The organism is Chryseobacterium sp. NFX27, assembly GCF_049887855.1.
Classification (GTDB): domain Bacteria; phylum Bacteroidota; class Bacteroidia; order Flavobacteriales; family Weeksellaceae; genus Chryseobacterium.
Genome location: NZ_JAGEKK010000006.1, coordinates 242,067 through 261,601, shown reverse-complemented (window position 1 = coordinate 261,601; position 19,535 = coordinate 242,067). Strand labels below are relative to the sequence as shown.

At 37.5% G+C, this 19,535-nt stretch carries 14 protein-coding genes; 4 read left to right on the top strand and 10 right to left on the bottom strand.

What is annotated here, in order from left to right; translation table 11 throughout:
* Positions 1-164: 164 nt before the first annotated feature.
* The 9 genes from J4Q03_RS09285 to J4Q03_RS09245 form a co-directional block, all read right to left on the bottom strand.
* The gene (locus J4Q03_RS09285; RefSeq protein ID WP_426047914.1) at positions 165-812 is read right to left on the bottom strand and encodes a hypothetical protein; all 648 of its coding nucleotides are present in this window, start codon (positions 810-812) and stop codon (positions 165-167) included.
* A 1-nt stretch (position 813) separates the two neighbouring features.
* Complete coding sequence (locus J4Q03_RS09280) at positions 814-1,836, bottom strand: hypothetical protein (RefSeq protein ID WP_426047913.1); 1,023 nt, start codon at positions 1,834-1,836, stop codon at positions 814-816.
* A gap of 52 nt (positions 1,837-1,888) precedes the next feature.
* Positions 1,889-5,707, bottom strand: a complete 3,819-nt coding sequence (locus J4Q03_RS09275) for a hypothetical protein (RefSeq protein ID WP_426047912.1) — start codon at positions 5,705-5,707, stop codon at positions 1,889-1,891.
* Between the two features lie 22 nt (positions 5,708-5,729).
* Positions 5,730-7,910 carry a hypothetical protein gene (locus J4Q03_RS09270; RefSeq protein WP_426047911.1) on the bottom strand — a complete coding sequence of 727 codons (2,181 nt, stop codon included), beginning with the start codon at positions 7,908-7,910 and terminating at the stop codon, positions 5,730-5,732.
* Positions 7,911-8,072: 162 nt separating this feature from the next.
* Positions 8,073-10,301 (bottom strand): M14 family metallopeptidase, encoded by a 2,229-nt coding sequence (locus J4Q03_RS09265; protein ID WP_426047910.1) that lies wholly within the window; start codon positions 10,299-10,301, stop codon positions 8,073-8,075.
* 7 nt (positions 10,302-10,308) lie between these two features.
* Positions 10,309-10,941: a leucine-rich repeat domain-containing protein gene (locus J4Q03_RS09260; protein WP_426047909.1), complete on the bottom strand. Its 633-nt coding sequence runs from the start codon at positions 10,939-10,941 to the stop codon at positions 10,309-10,311.
* Between the two features lie 289 nt (positions 10,942-11,230).
* Entirely contained in the window at positions 11,231-11,401 is a 171-nt protein-coding gene (locus J4Q03_RS09255; RefSeq protein WP_426047908.1) for a hypothetical protein, read from the bottom strand.
* A gap of 232 nt (positions 11,402-11,633) precedes the next feature.
* Complete coding sequence (locus J4Q03_RS09250; RefSeq protein WP_426047907.1) at positions 11,634-12,671, bottom strand: patatin-like phospholipase family protein; 1,038 nt, start codon at positions 12,669-12,671, stop codon at positions 11,634-11,636.
* A 191-nt stretch (positions 12,672-12,862) separates the two neighbouring features.
* Entirely contained in the window at positions 12,863-13,363 is a 501-nt protein-coding gene (locus J4Q03_RS09245; RefSeq protein ID WP_426047906.1) for a M15 family metallopeptidase, read from the bottom strand.
* 501 nt (positions 13,364-13,864) lie between these two features.
* Between J4Q03_RS09245 and J4Q03_RS09240 the strand changes: the two genes are divergently transcribed.
* The 4 genes from J4Q03_RS09240 (at position 13,865) to J4Q03_RS09225 (ending at position 17,968) form a co-directional block, all read left to right on the top strand.
* The gene (locus J4Q03_RS09240; RefSeq protein WP_426047905.1) at positions 13,865-15,136 is read left to right on the top strand and encodes an SOS mutagenesis and repair protein UmuC; all 1,272 of its coding nucleotides are present in this window, start codon (positions 13,865-13,867) and stop codon (positions 15,134-15,136) included.
* Between the two features lie 228 nt (positions 15,137-15,364).
* Complete coding sequence (locus J4Q03_RS09235; RefSeq protein WP_426047904.1) at positions 15,365-16,225, top strand: hypothetical protein; 861 nt, start codon at positions 15,365-15,367, stop codon at positions 16,223-16,225.
* Positions 16,226-16,235: 10 nt separating this feature from the next.
* Positions 16,236-17,048: a hypothetical protein gene (locus J4Q03_RS09230; RefSeq protein ID WP_426047903.1), complete on the top strand. Its 813-nt coding sequence runs from the start codon at positions 16,236-16,238 to the stop codon at positions 17,046-17,048.
* 8 nt (positions 17,049-17,056) lie between these two features.
* Complete coding sequence (locus J4Q03_RS09225) at positions 17,057-17,968, top strand: hypothetical protein (RefSeq protein WP_426047902.1); 912 nt, start codon at positions 17,057-17,059, stop codon at positions 17,966-17,968.
* Here J4Q03_RS09225 and J4Q03_RS09220 read toward each other — a convergent pair whose 3' ends face one another.
* Positions 17,969-19,522: a tetratricopeptide repeat protein gene (locus J4Q03_RS09220; protein ID WP_426047901.1), complete on the bottom strand. Its 1,554-nt coding sequence runs from the start codon at positions 19,520-19,522 to the stop codon at positions 17,969-17,971.
* Positions 19,523-19,535: the final 13 nt, after the last annotated feature.

Genomic DNA, 19,535 nt, shown 5'->3' with positions numbered 1-19,535 from the left:
TGCCTCGCTGCTCACTTAAAGATACTGCTTGGATCTTAAACTCTAGACTGTAATTTTTTCTGATCTTTTTCATACTCTTAAAGTTAAAGAGTATAAGAATCGTGTCCTAACAAAGTTAGCAACTCCAAAAAAGACTGTCTCACTTTTGAGACAGCCTCTTGGTATTAATTTTTCTTTTGATTTGGAAGAATATCTTTCTTAAACATATTTAGTATCATATTCTCTTTTTCCTCTGACCAGTCAAAATTTTGGTATTCTTCATCGGTAAAATCGTATCTATTCCACCCATCATCTGGAAAAGCAATATATTTTTTAAATTGTCCAGCCTTCTTAAATAATAGAATAATTTTTGGATATTTCAATTGTACACAATCACAACCAATTGTATTTCTTTCAACTATACGATATAAATCATAAGTTTTATGATAATTGAATAGAATATCTGATAATTCTATTTTTTCGTCTTCAGTTAACATCCTGACTGAGTTATGATATTTTCCTTCTATATAATTTCTAGGTTCTTCCAGCTCTTTTATAAATATGGGAGTTGCTATATAAATGGAGTCATATTCATTAAAAGGGTAAATTTTTAGGCGATTTTTTAATGAAATATTAAACATTTTAAGATAGTGTGGCTTTCCTAACATATATGAAGGTGTAGAGGAATTATTGTTTTTCTTATCAATCAGCTCTTCAGAAAATATTTTACATTTTTTTTTACAGTTAATTAGCCTGGCATCGTCTAAGTTGGATTTTATATTCTGTGTGTAAAAGCAAACTGGAAAAATTAAAAAATATATTAAAGATTTCATTTTATTTTTTTTTAGGTGTTAACTCTGGATTTCTTTTAATGATTTGGGTTATTAATAAGTCATATTGAGCTTTTCCTTCGTGCTGTATATAAGCTTTTTCAAATTTTTTAGAATGATATAATTGATTGTCATTAATTTTTTGTACTTGTGAAGGTGTAAAGTTTTTCTTTCTTTCAAAAAGATCATATATCTTGCTTTTATGCATACTATAAAGCCATAGATCTTTTTTTGTAACTATTTGCTTTTTACTTGCTGTATCAAAATAATACCATCCATCATCACTTAACCATGAAGATGGGAGAGTAAGATATTCATTCAAAATTGATCCAAAATCTCTAACAAATGGATTAGTTGGAGGGAAATATCTACTTGTTTCAATTCTAGTGAAATTGGAATTTGCAAAAATTTTCATTTTTTTATTGGTTAACTTTGCCAATTCTGTTAAAAAATCTCTATCATCTGCCTCATCACAAGCAACAGAAAAGAAATTAGCATTATCCAACATCTGGCTAAATAACAAACGAAGACTAATATACGACTTTACTTCTTTTAAAAGTAAACCTCCATTAAAATATTTTTCAGTCTCTTTTCTAAGATCTTCAAAGAATTGATTGTCAATTGAGATCAATTCTTTTTTTGGTAAATTATCGTAAGATTTTGTTAAAATAGATAAAAAATTAGCATTTAAAACTACTCTTGTACTATCGGGATAAGTATGGTCTGAAAAAGCATTACCATGATGCACTATTATAATATTTTTAAAATGAAATCTCTTTGCAAGATCAACAAAACTTTCATAATTAGCAAAACTTGGAATATGTCTGACTTCCCATATTGTATTATAGGTGTCATCAAATTGTGCTTTTCCATCAGCCTCTAAAGCTATTATTAAGTTTACATTCTTCTTTTTCTGTTGCTGATCATCCACAGAATCTTCAAAAAAATCTCTCTTTTTTCTGTCATCTCTTTCTTCATCGGCCATTGTTTTTGCACTGTAAATACCTATTGGTCTATAATTATACATAATTCTTTGATTTAGTAAATGAGGCGGCGTAAATAGCCGCCTCATTTTGTTATTATTTAAATATTGATGTTAATTCTCTTGGTAATGTTGTAGGCTCATCACTATGTGATAACTGTGCCTCTTCATCTAACCTGAAACTTGTTTCAAATTCAAGTTCCGAAGGATTTTCACAATTTTTCGGATCAGTTTCCGGGAAAATAGGCAATGGCTGATCCACCGGAAGTCCTGTAGACTTGTCCTGAAGAATGGTAAGTGTAGTAGGCAGTCTGGTAATCCAGTATTTACCTTGGGCTTCTCCGGTTGGCTGTCTCATTTCATCCACAATACTCATGTACATTGGATCTCCGATTACCGGAACTTCACCGCCATTCCAGATAAGACCTGTTTCCAGGAAGAATTGTACGGCGTTTTCAAAGCCTGGTTTTACGGTAACGATAATTCTTGCCATACCTGCCTGTAGGAAGCTTCTGAACAAAGGATCCATGCTTTCACTCAGGTAGAATTCCTGCCAGCTCTTACGGTTAGCCCAATAGTACGGATAGAAGGTATAATCCATGATTTCCCATTCAAATGCCTGTTCCATAAACTTGGCAAGGGCGGTATATTTATCCAGGTTTTCATTCAGGTATACCTGGAAGTTATCCATGGTTGTTTTATCATCCGCTCCGTTTGTTGTTGCCTGCCCTAATGTAGTAAGGTAATCCTGCAGCAGATATGCAATACAGTTGTGCTTTAATACATCATGCTCCATATAACGGTAGAAATGATCTTGTCTTTCTTTAGCCTGTGCCTCTTTTTCTTTCTGTTCTGCATCTAATCTTGCCTGCTCCTCCTGGAATTTTGCATAAGCTTCTTCATACGCTTTAATAATGGCATTGAAACTTTCGGTTTTCCAGTTGTTGATGTATGCATCACTCAGCTCACAATTTACCGTTACTTTTATGTTGTAATTTTTAACATTATGTCCTCTCACCTGGAAAGATACAGGGCCGGTTACATTGAGACCGGATGATCCTTCGTCAAAATTAATATCACCACGTTCAGATCGGCCAATCATATCTCCTTTTAAATTGGAGCAGAATACCTCGGAATACCGGGACCCATCCCATCCACCACCTCTGTTTCGGGATGATCTGCAGCTGAAACTTGCATTTTTTCCAGCATAATTATCAGGTATGCCAATCTGCCAATTATCTATTCCAAAATCATCATTGGTTTGAGGTACACTTGCAGCATTATATATAACTTGCTTGGTAGCCTCTGGAAAAGCTTCTAAATTTACTCCGTAAATCTGTGCCCAATGCTGGATCTGTACTATCGTTGCAGATTTTGGATCTGGCATATACCATGGTTCAGGAGCTTTTCTAGGATCTACAGGAGCAGTAAGCACCTGAGCTTTAGCAACAGTAAGAGCCAGACGGTGTAATCTTGAAGGCTCAGGGACCATAAATTCAAACATGGTACGTTTACCGTAGTTGTAGATCTGGTTTTTCATCTTTTTATCTACCCATCTGTAAACTCCTGTAATGTGCTGTGGCGGTAGATTGGTTGTAAGAGCTTTTCCTCTATTGTCAAATTCATGAACATTGGTTTCCGTATATTCTTTGATGATTTTTTGCACTCTTTCTTCGGAAATTTTGGTAAGAACTCTTTCCATTGCTCTTTCCGTAATCTCCTGAGACTTCATCATAGCCTGTCTTGTGCTGTCATGCTGCGCTGTATTATTGGCATAGTCAGCTCCGATTTCAAACTTCATGGCATTATCATTTCCATAGCTGAATCTTGTATAGGCAGTAATACTTTGCTGTTTGTCAATTTCTTTGGCAACCTCAGTCTGCATGTCTGTTCTGGAGGTTTTTGAAGTATCGGAAATTTTCTCAGTTTCTTCAGATTTGGATGTGGTATCTGTAATTTCAGAATAATCTCTGGCAATGGAAGACTTATGTCTCAATTCGCTGGCCATAACGTTTTCAATATTCGAAACTTCTCCTGGAACATACGCGTGAAGACTTTGGACTACTTTCTGATAATCTGCAACTCCGAGTCTTTTGATTCCGAAATTTTTACGTTTCTGGATTGTCACTGGTTCTGGTTCACCAGGGTTTTCAACTACAGCACGTTTCAGGGTAAGCATTCCGGTGAGGTTTAGGTCTTCTTTTGGATATTGTACAGGAATGTCTCCGTATGCCTGACTTCCGTTATCAAAAATGATTTCTATTCTGAAGTTAAAGCTGTTTCGGAACTTATCTACTAAAGATGTCGGTAGCGTGATTTTATTATCAATGACCTGAAGATTGCTGTAGTTTTCTTCAAAAGTTCCGGCAGCGTCTGTGGTGGCAATGATTTTGGCATTGGCAACACTCCACGAAACATCTTCAACTTCAAAAGAAAAATTAACAAATCCTCTACTGCCGGACAGCCTGAAAGAGTTGTGTGCATATAAACTATATGCCATAGGCGTTCTGGAAGTATTCTGAATAAGGGGAACTGAAGCTCCACCGATATTTGCATACTGCTGCTCCAGAAGAGGGCTGTTTTGCAGAGCGGTCTCCATTGATGAGGAAATATTGTTTTGTACAACAAGCAAAGCATCAGCATAGCTTTGTATTTCATCATCAAGGATAATGGTCTGGTCACCAATCATTAATGTGTTGTCAGAGAGAAGCTGAACTTTTTCTGTAGCAGGAACATTAGATACTTTTTCTGCATCAAATTCTGAAAAAAGCTCAACAAAAAGATCGAAAGATTCCGGGGAAAGTTTTGCCTGCAAATCTTCTAAATCAATTTCATTTCTGAATAAAAATACAAAAGATGGAACTTCATATTCCTTTAAGCTGTTATACAAACGTTCTTTTTCTTCTTCCGGAGTTTCCAGGGTGATTTTGCTTTCTACTTCGGCCAACTTTCTATCATAGAGATCTATACGTTCCCTGTTTTCATCCATATATTTGGAATAGCCGTCTTGGTATGCCTCATAACGGGCTTTGTGATACTTTTTCTGAAGTTTTTCCAATTCAGTATTCAGCTTGCTCAAACCTTCTTTTCTGTGGATCGCTCTGCTGGCTGTCAATAAGGTTCTTGCTTCAGATTCCAATCTTTGAAGGGTTTTTGCGCCCAAGACCGGAGCGGAAGCTTCAGATGCTGTGGCCGAAGCTGAAAAAGATGTTTCCGAATGATCTTCTGAAAATAAAGATGTTGGTAATATTACTTTTCCATTCATCGCTTTTTCTAATGGTTTTTCGCCATTTACCCTGATGATTTCCGGATCAGTAAGATCTTGGATGTTTGCAAAACCAAGCTGAACTGCCATCAGAACATGGCTGATTGCTTCTTTAATGTAGAAATCTCCCTGAGTAACGATCTGATAAATAAAGTTATTCCAAAGAAGAGTGAAGGTTTTAATTCCTTCAGGATTAAGATTTTTATTGGCGTCAATAAGACTTTTGTAATAATCTGTTACATAAGTCCAGTCATTACTGTCCAGTGTTTCTCTTTTAGAAAGTTTTCTCCCAATAGCCAGAAGGTCTTTATATACTCCTTCTTCGATTTTCTTTTCAGTTTCAAATCCCACATTGTTAAATCCACCGGCAGCTCTCTTCATTTCTCCGAATTTGGTAGATTTGGCAGGTCTTCCTGCAACTGCAGTATCAAAAATACCTGTTGCCCCTTTGGGTCTGTGGATAAATCCCAGGTTTTTATCTTTAGTCTCAGTTAATTGAGGGTTTCTCAAACTGACGAATCTGAAAAGCGTTTGTGATGCATTGCTTGCTGTACTCATATTATTTGTTGCTTTATAGTTAATAATGCCTTCGCCTACTAAGGATTCTCCTACAGTAAATGCGGACATTGTTGGTGCATTGTTTGTTGCCATTTTAATATTTTGTTTTAATGATTTATTTTTTTGTGTATTCAAGGGTCAGGGCAAATGAATCAATGACAGAATAATCATAATCAGGCTCATTTATTAACTCAATTTTCGCCATTCGTCTTTCGATTGTGATATAAACTTTTGTTCGCCATTGGTTACCTGCAAAAGAGGCATCTATTGCCTGCCAGTCTGTAAACATCTCATTGGAAATAATGGTTTCAATATCCGGAAATTCGATTTTGAAATCAATTTCGCCGGTTCTCGGAATTTGGTCTACAAACAAGGTTTTTTTGTAAACCGGCTTGCCGTTGATCCATGTTCCGCCTGTTAATTCTTCTTTGGTAGTGTAGGAATGCTGTTTGTCTGCATACTGTTTTTGGATGTAATCATTTTTTTGGGCGTTATCTCCAAAATAAGTTTTAGAACTTAAACCTCTTGGATTTGTTGCTTGATGTTCAACTAAAACAGGTTCGTCAGAATTGCTGCCGACAAGAATTCCTTTTGCTTCAGAACCGGAAAAATTCATTAAAGAAGCTCCTGTGGTACTTAAAGACATCTTTGCACCATAAGCTGCTGCCAAAACGCCATCTTCTTTGCTGACATCTACTTTTGACATCTGAGCATAATCCAAACTGCTTGAAGTAATCAAGACTCCATTTGGGAAAAAGCCTACCTGATTTTGGACTCCGTCTATAACATTTGTTTTATACAAAAGAGTTTCATATTCTGGTCCGTCGCCACTCTCAAATTGTATATGTCCTGAAACAGGCTTATTTATCTCCGTTCCTGAAATAGGAAGGTAATTCTGAAAGTCTGAAAGGTTTTTATAACCAATGGTATTATTGGAGTTCATTACCGCGACCCTTGAGTAAGTGCTGTCGGCGAGAGGTGTCCTTCTAGCTGTAATTACAGCATCAAAATTCAAAGTTCTTGCAGCAAAATCACCATAAATGAAGGGCGTTACCATATCATGCCTTTGAGGTGTTGTATAAGAGTCAATAACCAGCTTATTTGATGTAGAGCCCCCTAATGGAGCATTACAGCCGATAACTACATTATTATCTCCCCACACGCCCATTGCATGGGTAGTTGATGCGGCATTATAGCCTATGACAGTATTACAGTTCCATGCTCCGGAACCCGTTGCTTTACCATAAATATTTCCGGAAAATGCTCCTAAAAATGTGTTTTTAGTTCCATTTGTTAAAGAATAAGCGGCTCCTATACCGAGAGCGGTATTATTGGCTCCTGTTATGTTTTTGGTTCCTGCCTCATCTCCGATATAAGTGTTTCCGGTTCCGGTTGTTGTTTCAGTTCCCGCCTGAGTTCCAAAAAAAGCATTAAAATCTCCTGTTGTAAGCTTGGCTCCGCTTGAAATGCCTGTTGCTGTATTCCACCTTCCTGTGGTTACTTCATTTAAAGCATAAGAACCAAGTGCGATATTATTTGAACCTGTCGTTAATTTTGACAATGTATTATAGCCAATACCTAAACCATAAACTCCTGTATGGGCTTCGTTGATGTTTCCCCAATAATGTGAATAAGTATTCTTGTTAAATCCCAATTCGCCAGCTCTTCCCTGATCGGTATTGAATATAAGCGGTTTTGTCGTTGTATTCCCGCGATCAATAACTTGCTGTAAAGTATCAGCATTATTATTAGCAGGTTTATCTGTCAAATCATTATAGCTGCCTGAAATACCAACTTTGTGTATTTTTACTTTTTCGACACCTTCCTGAGCCAAAGAAACAGTTCCGTCTACATTTGTCGTTGGGACAATACTAAATTCAGAAAGATTGATCGGAAACGAAGATCCGTCACTCTGAGTAATGGTAATGATATTTTGAGAGGCATCATACTCTGCATTCTCAATATGGATATTATTGGTTGCCAAAGTGCTTAAATCTACCGATTTACTTTGCTGCACACCATTCTCTCCGGTGTAAAATACCGTTAAAATATTTCCATTCAGTTCCGGATTCTGAATTGATGTCTGTGTTTCTATTTTTTCTTTCCAGAGCTGGGCATTTTGCGGGCTTATATTGGAAGCGTTGGCATCTGCCTTTTGAGAAAAGTCATAATTAATATTGTCCAAAGGAAGTTTTTCATCCTTGTGCCAGTAAGATTCCTGCCATTCCCAGAATTCTTCCTGTACTGGGATATCTCCGTTTTCGAAATATTGTTTTAGTTCTTGTTTTGTTTTCATTTTGAATTTTTGTTATATATCTACATAGCGTATTATGGTTGCTGTTGCAGGAATTCCAGCCATTACTTCTAATCTGATAGGTCGAATACAGTTTAGAAATAGGATATTGAATGCATTTGTCCTAAAAACAGATATAATATGTATTAATAGATTTTTATAGTTTTATTTTGTTCTGTTATATTCATCCAAATGCTCAGCTAGAAAAATTCTTAGATAGTTCGTAAATGTTTCAAGTCCAAAAGTAATAGCATCACTATCATGGCTTTTAAAAGCAGTATTGAATCGGAAGTTCTGACAAACCTCAAACGTTGAAGCATATAAAGCGCCCAGAGATTTCATTGCAGAACCACTAAAGCCAGGGCCGTTATAATTATTCGATTGTCCAATGTAATAATCATCGGACTGTGGAATTAGTAAAGATTTAGCCTTGTATTTTGCTGACAGTTCCTTTATTAAAACATTTGCGGAACTTTGACCTAATTCGGAGCCAAGATTCACAACCCACGCCATATTATAATTTTTCGGATCTGCCTGAGGTGTGCCGTGAAAATTGTGGAAATCCAAACCCATTATCGTGTTTGATGTGATTTTTTCCTGCATGAATGTATATATTGCCTGGGATTCAATTTCTGATAATGCCGCTTGACCAGGATATGTAGAGTCAGCAGAAGTGCCACCGCCTGCCCAGAATGCCGGAAAATTCCTATTTAGATCAACCAAGTTAAAATTCTTGCGGGTTCCTGCACCGGATCCAGCGTTCCATCCATGCGGGTTTGCGAACGGTATAATCACGAATTCAACGTTAAATCGCAAATACTCTAAAAAAGGATGAGATTTCCAATTCGTGAGAATTTGTTTCATGAATTCGTAAGCAACAAATGAAGGTGTCTTTTCAAAGCCATGAATTGAGCAATTTAAAATAATTCGTGGCAGTGTCTGAGCATTGTTTCCTGTAGGGTCTCCGGCGGTTAACTTGTTAGGTGAAAAAGTATAACCGTAAATTGGTAATTTTCCCTCAGTATTTGTGTCTGTAGGAACATCAGTTGTAAGTGTCTGCTTAATAACTGAATATCCCAGCGGAACATTGGTGACAAGTTCATCCCATTTTAATGCCCATTCTCTACAATCCTGATAGGGCACTTTGGGAATTCCGGACCCATCCGCACCCGCATAACTCTCTAGTATTGGCGCAGAATAATAATCATTGAAACTACGGGACCGTGCAAACTTTACAAACCCTAAAGGATTATTAAAGGCTTCTGATTTTTGATATAATGTCCTGCTTAAATTACTATTATTGATTACGCCTGAATTACTTTCAACCACTCTTTTCTGATTAGGAACTTGAGACCAGTCAATCGTTACTTTTCCATATATTGTTGTATTGGATTCCCTTTTAGTGCCTGATCTGAGATAATACGTTTTTACTCCAGAATGCAATACAGGATCATAAGGCATAGAGAATGCATTATTAAATTCATCTGCGTACAGGAACAGTGCGGGCTTACCTGTTTCTGCATAAATAAAACCTAGGTATGAATTAGTAGTTGTAACATTTTTTCCCAGTCCATATAATGTAACAACCGTATTATCTTTTACATTATAGAATTCAGCATCCAAAATTGCTTTACTAAGCCAAAATTTTTCATCTGAAGTTCTCGATTCTTGCCAGGTTGAAAATATTTTATTATATAAAACATCAGCAACTGCTACAGGCTTTATTGGGTAAGCAGTTGTTCCTGTTGTATTGATTAAAGTGTACCCTTTAGCTCCAAAAACATCCTGCAATGTTGAATTTAGATTTAATACATAAAATAAAACATAATCATTAACCTCCAGGGGTGCTGCAGCATTATTATAAATTGTAACTGCTCTTGCATTTGTACTTAAGGTATTATAGACAATCGCATAATATGCTGGATTAGCCGAAGTATCAACAGACTGCGCTCGAACATTAAATACACCTTGATTTGTAATGATTTTATTTGTTGAAGTACCAATTAAAGTAACTGTGTTAGTAACAACGTTAATCGTCAAAGTAGTTGAATGTGATGTAAAAATACCAGGGGACTTAAGAAATGGGAAATAAACCTCCCAGTTAGCATTATTACCTGGAACTGCACTTGTAATATCTATTTTAGCTTTCCATAAAACACCAAGATATCTGACAACTTCACCAGTTTTGTAGGAACCCAGAACCCAATCCCGAACTCCTCCTGTTTTTATATTTCCTAATAGACCTTCAACGCTTAAGGCATCAATGTTTGCAATCTGGTTTAACGGGATCATTTCGTTTTTATGCCAGTAAGATTCCTGCCATTCCCAGAACTCTTCCTGTACAGGCTTGTCTCCGTTTTCGAATAAGAGCCTTAGTTCTTGTTTTGTTTTCATAAATATTTTATCTATAGGTGATTATGGCTGTTGCAGGAATTCCGGCATTACTCAGATCCAGCCCAGCCGGAGCAGAAACTGTTTTTAGCGAGGGAATGGCAAATGCATTTGGTCCTACAGTTGTTACTGTGCTGGGAATGTGTAAATCTTCAACATAGGCTACTCTGGGGCAGTAAAACGCCTGACTTTCAATGGTTGTTAAACCCTCATTGAGAATGATTTCTTCTAATCCATCTGAGCCGTTAATATTATTTCTTTGATCAAAAAAGGCCTGTCCTTTTATGGTTTTTAATGTCGATGGAGTTCTGATACTTTTAATGTTTTGTCCGGAAAATGCAGATCCTCCTATCTCTTCAAGTCCTTCATTGAAAAGCACTTTTATGATTTGGTATGACATTCCTGTATAGATGAAACCAGCAGGAAGGATTTTTTTTGTATCGGCAGGAATAGTAACTACTACTGCTGAGCCAAGTAATCCGGCTTCGGTGAGAAATGGAACTACTTTTTCAATACTTTCAATAGAATCTTGAATGATTTTCTCGTCCTTATGCCAGTAAGAGTCCAGCAAGGCCCAGAAATCTTCCTGTATAGGCTTGTCTCCGTTCTCGAATAAAAGCCTTAATTCTTCTTTTGTCTTCATAATAAATTGTGTGATTTTGTTAATTAATAGTTATAATTGAAGAGTTTTTTATTAAAATCTCTTCAGGTTTTTAGTCTTATTTTTTTAGTGGTTACTGACTGCATTTCCACCTTACAATTACATTTCCATATTTTTTATAGATTTTTAGACATAGTTCTGGCTGTCCGGCATTTTGTGAATGATAGATTCAAAGGTGTATTTGAATGATTATAGGATACTGTAGGATGTCTTGATTTGGTGTTTCAAAGATAATTCCGGGCAGCGTCAGAACTCGTCGTATTAAATTTATTTAGTATATATTTTCTTCAGGAATAGCGTCTTCAAAGTCTTCCCTGAAAAAGCTTTCAATGTCATTGAGATAGTTTTCATAGTCCATCTCAGCATGTTCAATATCGCTCCATTCAATAGTATAGAGATCTTCATCGAAAAGAATATCTGAATTGTGATCTGGTGTTTGCATATTTTGTGTTTTAAGGTTGAGGTGATGTTGTGAACATATTTCTGGCTGTCCAGCATTGATAAATGTTGAATTCAAAGGCTTTTTAAAATTTTTATGATTGTTTTTTTTGTGTCTTTGTTTATACTCCAAATGTAGCGGGAGAAGACGACAAAACTTGACGTATTTTAAAAACTTTTTACATTTTTAAATATTAGCTATTTAGCTTATATGGGTCCTTTATAAGGCAAATAGCTTATATTTTATTTTTGATCAGCTTCTGTACAATCTGGTTCAGAATTTCCCTGTTATCATCAATATAGCTCAATCCTGCCTGAATCAGGTTTTCAATGTTTGATCTTCTGACATTGTCCATTGCCGGAGATGCATTTTTTAACGAAGGATTCAGACGGTAATAATTTTTCTGGTTTCGCTGGCCTAAAGTCTGAAACATCTGGCAAAGCTGATAATCTACAGTTTCTGCATTGGCAGACATTAATATATCGATGATTGGATTCACCCAGCCTATTTTTCCTGACTTTTGAAGTTTTCTGAAAGAATAAGGCTTCGCCTCAATACCCGTTCCGATAGAAACCATGATCATATCATTTACACCGGGATGATTGGCCTTCTGATGATTCTTCAATACTTCTGCAAAAGGAATTTTTCTGGCTTCTGCATAAGCACAAAGTGCAGGATTATTGGCAAACATACCGCCATCAATCAGGCTGAAGATCTGCCCGTACATCGATTTGATCTGCACCGGACTGAAATAAGTAGGCGCTGCTGCTGTCGCCCTGCAGATATCTTTTACATAAAAGTTATCCGTACTCAGATTAGCCTCCCAGGAATTAAAGAGTTTTGCTCTTCTGTTTTCAATATCATAACTGGTTATTAAACATGGTTTTATAAATTCTTTAAGTTCTAAAGTTCCAAAAAAGTCATTCAAATTTTTTTCAAGTGCATCCTGAGAAATTTTTTCATTAAGCAGGCCAAATGGATTGACCAGCTTTTCCCAAAAAGAAACCTGAAAGATGTCGCCTCCCTTTTCAGCATATAATTCTAGCCCTTTCTGGATAGAATATTTTGCCTTCCGGTGTTCATCGGGACATAGAATAATAGAAGCAATTAGTCCTCCTGTACTGCTTCCTGCAACCAGATCAAAATAATCACCGAGTTTGGCGCCCGGAGTATCATGATACTGAAGCTGCTCTTCTATGTAGCGGAGAATAATGCAGGTGATAATACCTCTTATTCCGCCCCCGTCCAAAGAAAGAATGGTTGTCTTTTTCATGTGATGTTTTGTTGGTTTTTAAAAGAAAAATTAAGGTCCTGAGACAACTAAAACCAACTTTCTGCCTTTAAAAGCGGATGCTGGTTTCAGTATTTGAGGTCTCAGTTAACTAACATTTTCTTACAAAACAAAGGTAGGCCGGGGAAGCGACAGAACTTGTCGTATTATAATTATTTTCAATTAAAAGGGAATTAAAACAGGATGTAATTTTGTTTATCTTTTGGCATCTTGGATAATATTCGCCAGCTTGTTTTCACCAGTCCTTTTTTGGTCTGGATATTCTTTTTTTCAAAGTGGGGAAGGTCCCTGAAGGTTTTCCAGTTACCGCCCCAGTCCCAGCCGTGTCTTGCAAAAATTTTCACACATTCGTACCAGTCGGCTACCCTGTCATTGTCCCAGTCTTTCACCGTATCCCAGCTTGCTATTTTTCCGTCGATCATCAGGCAGATATCAACAGCAAGTCCGTAATTATGGATACTCTGACCGGCTTTGGCGTTTGTTACTTTTTTTCCGGATGTAATCCTTCCGATGGCGTATAGTTTTTCCTGCTCTTCAAAAGATCTCAGGCCTTGAGTGATTCTTACTTTAGCTCTTCCGGTAAGGGCTTCATCGCATTCTTTTATGATCTGCCTTACTTCATCTCTTACAGAAGGGTGAAGCTTATTTATTCTTTCTGACGTTACTTTATCCATGATTCATTATTATTTATTCTATGAAACAAAAGTATAGGTTAAGGGCGACGGAACTTGACGTGTTTAATGAAATTATTAAATAAAAAATATATCTTAAATATAAAAATTTTCATGCAACCTTATACCCAAATAATAGATGGTATTTTAAAATTAATGTGCAAAATCAATGGTCAGCTTTTTTTCAATCCAATAAATTTTAAGTCAAATACAAAATAATTTTTGTTGAAATGCTCAAAAGCCAGAGACAGTATCTTTCAGAACCCAATATGGACATCTCTCCATTAATGAAGAAGCCATCCGCCAGGAGGAAGAATGGCTGAAGATGATTTAAAATGAAGTTTAGGGTGTGCAAATTATAAAGGTAATGCGACAAAATGTGACGTATTTAAATAAAATTAACTATATAATAGTCAGGGTGTTAAATATCTTGTTAATATTTAAGGTAAAGGATGATAATTATTTTTTTAAATGTAATTTTGCCTTAAATTGATCACTACTCTCATGTATGCTTTAGTAGATTGCAACAACTTTTTTGTTTCCTGCGAGAGAACTCTGGACCCCTCTCTTGAGGGGAAAGCGGTCGTGGTGCTTTCCAATAATGACGGATGCGTGGTGTCCAGAAGCAAAGAAGCAAAAGATCTGGGTATTCCGATGGCGGCTCCTGCTTTCAAATATAAAGATCTTTTCAAGCAGCATGATGTAAAAAGTTTCTCTGCGAAATTTGAACTCTATAATTACAAAAGCCAACGCGTTATTGACATCTCAAGGTCCTACGTCCTGGAATATGAAGTATATAGTATTGATGAGCTGTTTCTTGAACTCTCAGGCTTTAAGTATATAGATATCCGGGATTATTGTCTTAAGATTAAAAATGAAATCTGGAATAAGGAAAATATCCCTGTAAGCATAGGCATTGCCCCTACCAAAACGTTGTGCAAAGTCGCTAACAGGATCGTAAAAGAATTTCCGGATCAGTTTGACGGAGTTTATACCCTTGACACCCCTGAAAAAATTGAAAAAGCCCTGAAATGGCTCAATATAGGTGATGTCTGGGGAATAGGACGTAAGCTTGCCGCAAAAATGCAGGACAATGGTGTTTATAAAGCCTGGGACCTTCTCCAGAAACCTGAAATGTGGGTTCGGAAAATCATGGGGATCCACGGCATAAGAATGATCAATGAATTGAAAGGAATCCGCCAGCTGGAATTAGACAGCCCATCTCCTAAAAAGTCAATTGCCGTTACCCGAAGCTTTATGGAAATGCTTACTAAAAAAGAAGAAGTCCGGGAGCGTGTGGAAACCTTTGGGATGTATTGCTCCGAAAGACTCCGTAAGCAAAATACATGCTGCAGAATGGTGACCGTTTTTGTCCAGACCAATCGCTTCAGAAAAGATCTTCCCGAATATAAAAATGCAATGACGCAGATCCTTCCTAACCCTACCAATTCCTCTATTTTGATAGGCCGGGTGGTAAACGAGCTTTTTGAGGCTATTTACAGAGAAGGGTTCCATTACAAAAGAGCAGGAGTTATCGTCAATGATTTTGTTCCTGAAAATGAAAGATTGATCAGCCTTTTTGAAGAAGATACCCAAAACCAGCATCTTCCCGTGATGAGAGCAATGGATGCCATGAATAAAAAATTCGGGAAAGATAAAGTACGTCTCGGAAGCATGAGTGGAGAGAATACCTTCGGACGGGCCAGGCTTTCTCCCGAATACGAAGCCTTCTTAAAAAATAACACACTTCCTGAAGCCAATTTCAGGTTTCATTAATGTTCAAACATTTCTTATAAATATAACTCCTGGTTAAAAAAATCCACGCTTTTTTGAATTTTGCCATCATAATTTATTAAAATTCCGAATTTTGATATGGTTTAAATGCTTGTAATTGTAACATTATCAATTATTTAAGCTTTGTTGGTTAATCTGTGTATTGTACAGATGATTCACTTCAATCTATCTTTGCAGAAGAATTTTCACATTCTAAAAACCACAAATTACATGAAAAAAACAAACACACTGATGAAAAGTGTAGTGGCTGGAGGATGTTTTTTGATGAGTTTTACCAATGCTCAAGTTGGTGTAAATACATCAAATCCTCAAGCCGTACTGCATACCGATGGTGCCAAAGACAATCCTGCCTCCGGAATTCCAACGGCTGCCCAGGCAGCTAATGATGTGGTGTTCACCGCCAACGGAGAAATAGGCGTGGGAACTCTTACTCCAGCAGTAAAAATAGATGCACGATCCGCTACTAATACAGAGAACTCCATCGGGATAGGCGAGACTACCCAGACAGCCTCTGTGGCAGGCTCAGGAGCGATGAGATATAATCCTCTGAATGGAGGGAAAATGCAGTATTCAGATGGAATTGTCTGGCAGGATCTTATTTCTTCTCCTACAAAGGCTGTTGTAGTAGCCAATCTCCAGGCGGCTAATTTTGCCGTTAAAGTTCCTTATCAGGTTTCTACAGGAATCTCTGCATGGACAGAAGTTTCTGATCCTACTGCTAATTTCACTCCCGGAACAGGCGTTTTCACAGCACCAAGAACCGGTGTTTACTTAATTTCTTTTACCTATGATTTTGTAAGAATCCCTATTGTTTCAGGATATTTTTCCGAAGCGAGATACGTTGTGAACGGAAATACTGTTGTTAAGAAATGCGTAAAATCTTTTTCGAATACTTCAAAACAGGCACAGGTTGCAGGTTCATGCGTGGCGGGAGTGCAGCTCAATAAAGGAGATACCTTCCAGCCCCAGATTTACCAGTCGGTATATAACGGAAGCTTAAGCCTGCGGACAGATACTACCCCGGCCAGTAATGAGTACGGTTTTGTAAATCTGTCCATCGTAGAACAATAACACACTTGATATGAAAAAAAGATTAGCAATTGCTTTAATGATGGGTGGAAGTCTGTTTATTAAAGCACAGATAGGAATCAATATGTCTGCTCCCGAAGCAATACTTCATGTAGACGGAAAAAAAAATACGGCTTCGGCAGTTCCGGCCAGCTATTATGATGATGTAGTCGTTACTTCTTCAGGAAATATGGGAGCTGGAAACAAATCACCCAAAGTAAGACTGGATTTAAGATCCGCTGAACGCGTGAATGCCATAGGTATTGGCGGAACATTACAGACTGCTTCTGCAGCAAAAGCAGGCGCGATGAGGTACAATTCCGGAACACAGGATTTAAGCTATTCCAATGGGACTTCATGGGTCACGCTGGCACATAAAGCCACCAGCGATTTCGTAGATGCTGAAAACTCTTCGGCACAGAGTTTTACCAGCGGAACACAGGCAGCTGTTATTAACTGGACAAAAAAGACAGATGTTAACGGTAGTTTTAATTCAGGAACGGGAGTTTTTATTGCTTCCAAAGCCGGAGTATATATTGTCTCTTTCACATTTTCACTGGCTTCCGGGACTATTGCCAATGATGCACGATATGAAACCCTCATTCAGACGAACTCCACCTCTTCAGCGACCAATAAAGTTTTCAAATGTGTAGGAAGCTATCCGGGGACCAACTCCCTTTCCAACCGCGTTGCAGGGAACTGTTCCGGGATTTTTAACCTTAACAAAGGAGACAATATCACGGTAAGCCTCAACCAGGCTTTAGGAACTGCAAAAACATTAGACGTGGATGGCTCACTGACTTCTCTAAGTATTTTCGGACTATAAAAACAGGAATGATGAAAAAAAAATATTTAATAATAATTTTAGCCTTGAACTTCAATTTTGCACTTTCACAGGTTGGGGTTAATACACCAAATCCAGTAGGAATTCTTCATACAGATGGACAAAAGGACAACCCAGTATCAGGATCTTCATTTACATCTGCCCAGCAGGCTAATGATGTTTTGATTACAAACACCGGAAGAATAGGAGCGGGAACACACAGCCCGGCTGTAAAAGTAGATGCCAGAAATTCCGGGGACGGAGCAATCGGTTTTGGAACCTCTTCACTTACAGCAGCAGCGGCAGACGAAGGCGCCGTTCGCTACAATACCGGAATGGAATATTCCAACGGCAACCAGTGGCTTCCCCTGCTTACCGCTCAGCCAGTAGCCAATAAGGTTATTGTTATCGCTGCAAAAACGGATAATACAGTAAAGCTGGCTTCTCCTGCTGCAGCCACGACTACAGGACTGCAGAACCGGGCAAGTAATTATCTGGTAGGCTGGACGAAAGCTTTTGAAAGCAGCTCCGGAAGCAGTTTTAATGCTTCTACAGGAATTTTTACAGCACCGCGGAACGGAGTTTATGTTGCTACTTTTACTACAGATCTGGCTCCTCTTGCTATTAATTATACAGCAGATCCTTTGAACCCCATTCAGATAGAAGCAATCTGGCAGCTGTATGACAATACAGCAGGAGTGCTTCCGGCCAATATTGTAAATACCGTAAAGTGCGTGAATACCATGTCTTCAAACAGTAACGGAAATATTGATGCAGGAAGTAACTGTACAGCTTCCTTTTATATGACTGCAGGGCAGCGTTTGATGCCGTATATCTGGTTCAATTTAAATGGCTTAAATACAGCAGGTTTCTCACTGAATAATACGGGAGGCTATAATAACCTGACCATAGCGGAACAGTAATTACGATATTCCTTCCAGAGCTTTGATGAATGCAGAAGGATGTATTCCCGTTATTTTTTTGAATTCAAGAGAGAAAGCACTGTGTGAGGAGTATCCTGTAATTTCTGCGAGATGATTGATCTTGTATTTACGGTATTGAGGGTCATTTTTTAGCTTATCAACAATATAATTGATCCTCAGATGATTGATATATTGATTAAAATTGAAATTTTTGTGTTTTCTGATAACTGCGGAAAGATATTTTGTGTTCACATTCAGGGTATTAGATACGTTGTAACGTGAAATGTTTTTGTTGTTAAAGTCAAAGTTCTCTTCGAAGGCCTTTAAGCCTGTTAAAATGTGTTCCTCTGCTTCAGGTGAAATTTTTATATCAGCCGGAATACTGTTTCCCGATTGATCTTCAGTTTCATGAGGATCTTCTTCGTACGCAACAGGGGTAATTCCCTGCTTATAAATTTGGGTTACTGTTTTTTTGTGTTTTTTTTGGAGACTGATCATATAAAAAATAACCGCTCCCAAAACGAGAAGCAGCATGATACAGGCCGCAATCAGGCCTTTTGAGAGACTGTGGCTTTTAATGAGTTGGCTGTCAAAATTCTCCTCCTTTTGGGCAAGGGTTTTATTGACAGCCATTTTCTGATTGTAGGCAACGCTGTCTTTTAATTCAAGGTTTTCTAATTTATATTTCTGAACATTTTCAGGGTCCTTCAATTTTTTGTAGGCTTCCTCAAGATTTTTTGTAATCTCTATTTTCTTTTCCGTAAAACCATATTGATTGGCAATTTTTAAAGCTTCCTGAAAATATGAAACAGCACTGTCCTGTTTGTTCTGTTGTGAATACGAGAATCCTATATCATGAAGAATATTGGATTTCAGATAATAATTATCATTCCCAACCAGTGCGAGAGCCTTCGCAAAAAAAGACTGGGCTTCCTCAAACTTTTTAACTTCTGACAAATTATAACCCAGATTGGTATACGCAGAAACCAGAAGTTCATTTCTTCTGGGAACATTTTTGATCTGCTGAAATTCCCGGACTGCATTTTTAGAATAAGATTCTTTCTTTTGATATTCATTCTGATTAAAAAGGATCAGAAAAGAATTGTAGATCATTCCCTTCAGTTCATGGCCTTCATCTGTATTTTCGTTTTTTATTTCGGACAAACCTTTATTCAGGCTTTGCGAAGCTTCTTTTAACAGCCCTAGTTTTGCATATTGTGTTCCCAACATCCTGTGGGCAAGTGCCTTTCCCGGGGCATAGCTGTGTTCAGTGGAAATTTTCAGTGCTTTTTCTGCAAAATCAAGACTGCCTTTGGCATCCGATCTTAAATAGCTGTTGAATGATTTCAGATAATAAGCTTTGGCAATATAATTCGGCTGGTTTTTTCTCTGAGCAGAATCTATGATGGTATTCAGGATAATTTCCGAGCTGTCCGGGTTTTTAGAAGCCAGTGACCGGGCATATTTATACTGTCTCTCAAAATCAAATTGTTTTTGAGAGAATAGGGAATGTGAAAATATAAGGAAGAGAAAGAATATAGTTTTTTTTCCCATCTGTTTTTTATTG

Coding starts and splice junctions, on each gene's coding strand:
- J4Q03_RS09285 (WP_426047914.1), bottom strand. CDS start 812: ATGAAATCTTTAATATATTTTTTAATTTTTCCAGTTTGCTTTTACACA.
- J4Q03_RS09280 (WP_426047913.1), bottom strand. CDS start 1,836: ATGTATAATTATAGACCAATAGGTATTTACAGTGCAAAAACAATGGCC.
- J4Q03_RS09275 (WP_426047912.1), bottom strand. CDS start 5,707: ATGGCAACAAACAATGCACCAACAATGTCCGCATTTACTGTAGGAGAA.
- J4Q03_RS09270 (WP_426047911.1), bottom strand. CDS start 7,910: ATGAAAACAAAACAAGAACTAAAACAATATTTCGAAAACGGAGATATC.
- J4Q03_RS09265 (WP_426047910.1), bottom strand. CDS start 10,301: ATGAAAACAAAACAAGAACTAAGGCTCTTATTCGAAAACGGAGACAAG.
- J4Q03_RS09260 (WP_426047909.1), bottom strand. CDS start 10,941: ATGAAGACAAAAGAAGAATTAAGGCTTTTATTCGAGAACGGAGACAAG.
- J4Q03_RS09255 (WP_426047908.1), bottom strand. CDS start 11,401: ATGCAAACACCAGATCACAATTCAGATATTCTTTTCGATGAAGATCTC.
- J4Q03_RS09250 (WP_426047907.1), bottom strand. CDS start 12,671: ATGAAAAAGACAACCATTCTTTCTTTGGACGGGGGCGGAATAAGAGGT.
- J4Q03_RS09245 (WP_426047906.1), bottom strand. CDS start 13,363: ATGGATAAAGTAACGTCAGAAAGAATAAATAAGCTTCACCCTTCTGTA.
- J4Q03_RS09240 (WP_426047905.1), top strand. CDS start 13,865: ATGTATGCTTTAGTAGATTGCAACAACTTTTTTGTTTCCTGCGAGAGA.
- J4Q03_RS09235 (WP_426047904.1), top strand. CDS start 15,365: ATGAAAAAAACAAACACACTGATGAAAAGTGTAGTGGCTGGAGGATGT.
- J4Q03_RS09230 (WP_426047903.1), top strand. CDS start 16,236: ATGAAAAAAAGATTAGCAATTGCTTTAATGATGGGTGGAAGTCTGTTT.
- J4Q03_RS09225 (WP_426047902.1), top strand. CDS start 17,057: ATGATGAAAAAAAAATATTTAATAATAATTTTAGCCTTGAACTTCAAT.
- J4Q03_RS09220 (WP_426047901.1), bottom strand. CDS start 19,522: ATGGGAAAAAAAACTATATTCTTTCTCTTCCTTATATTTTCACATTCC.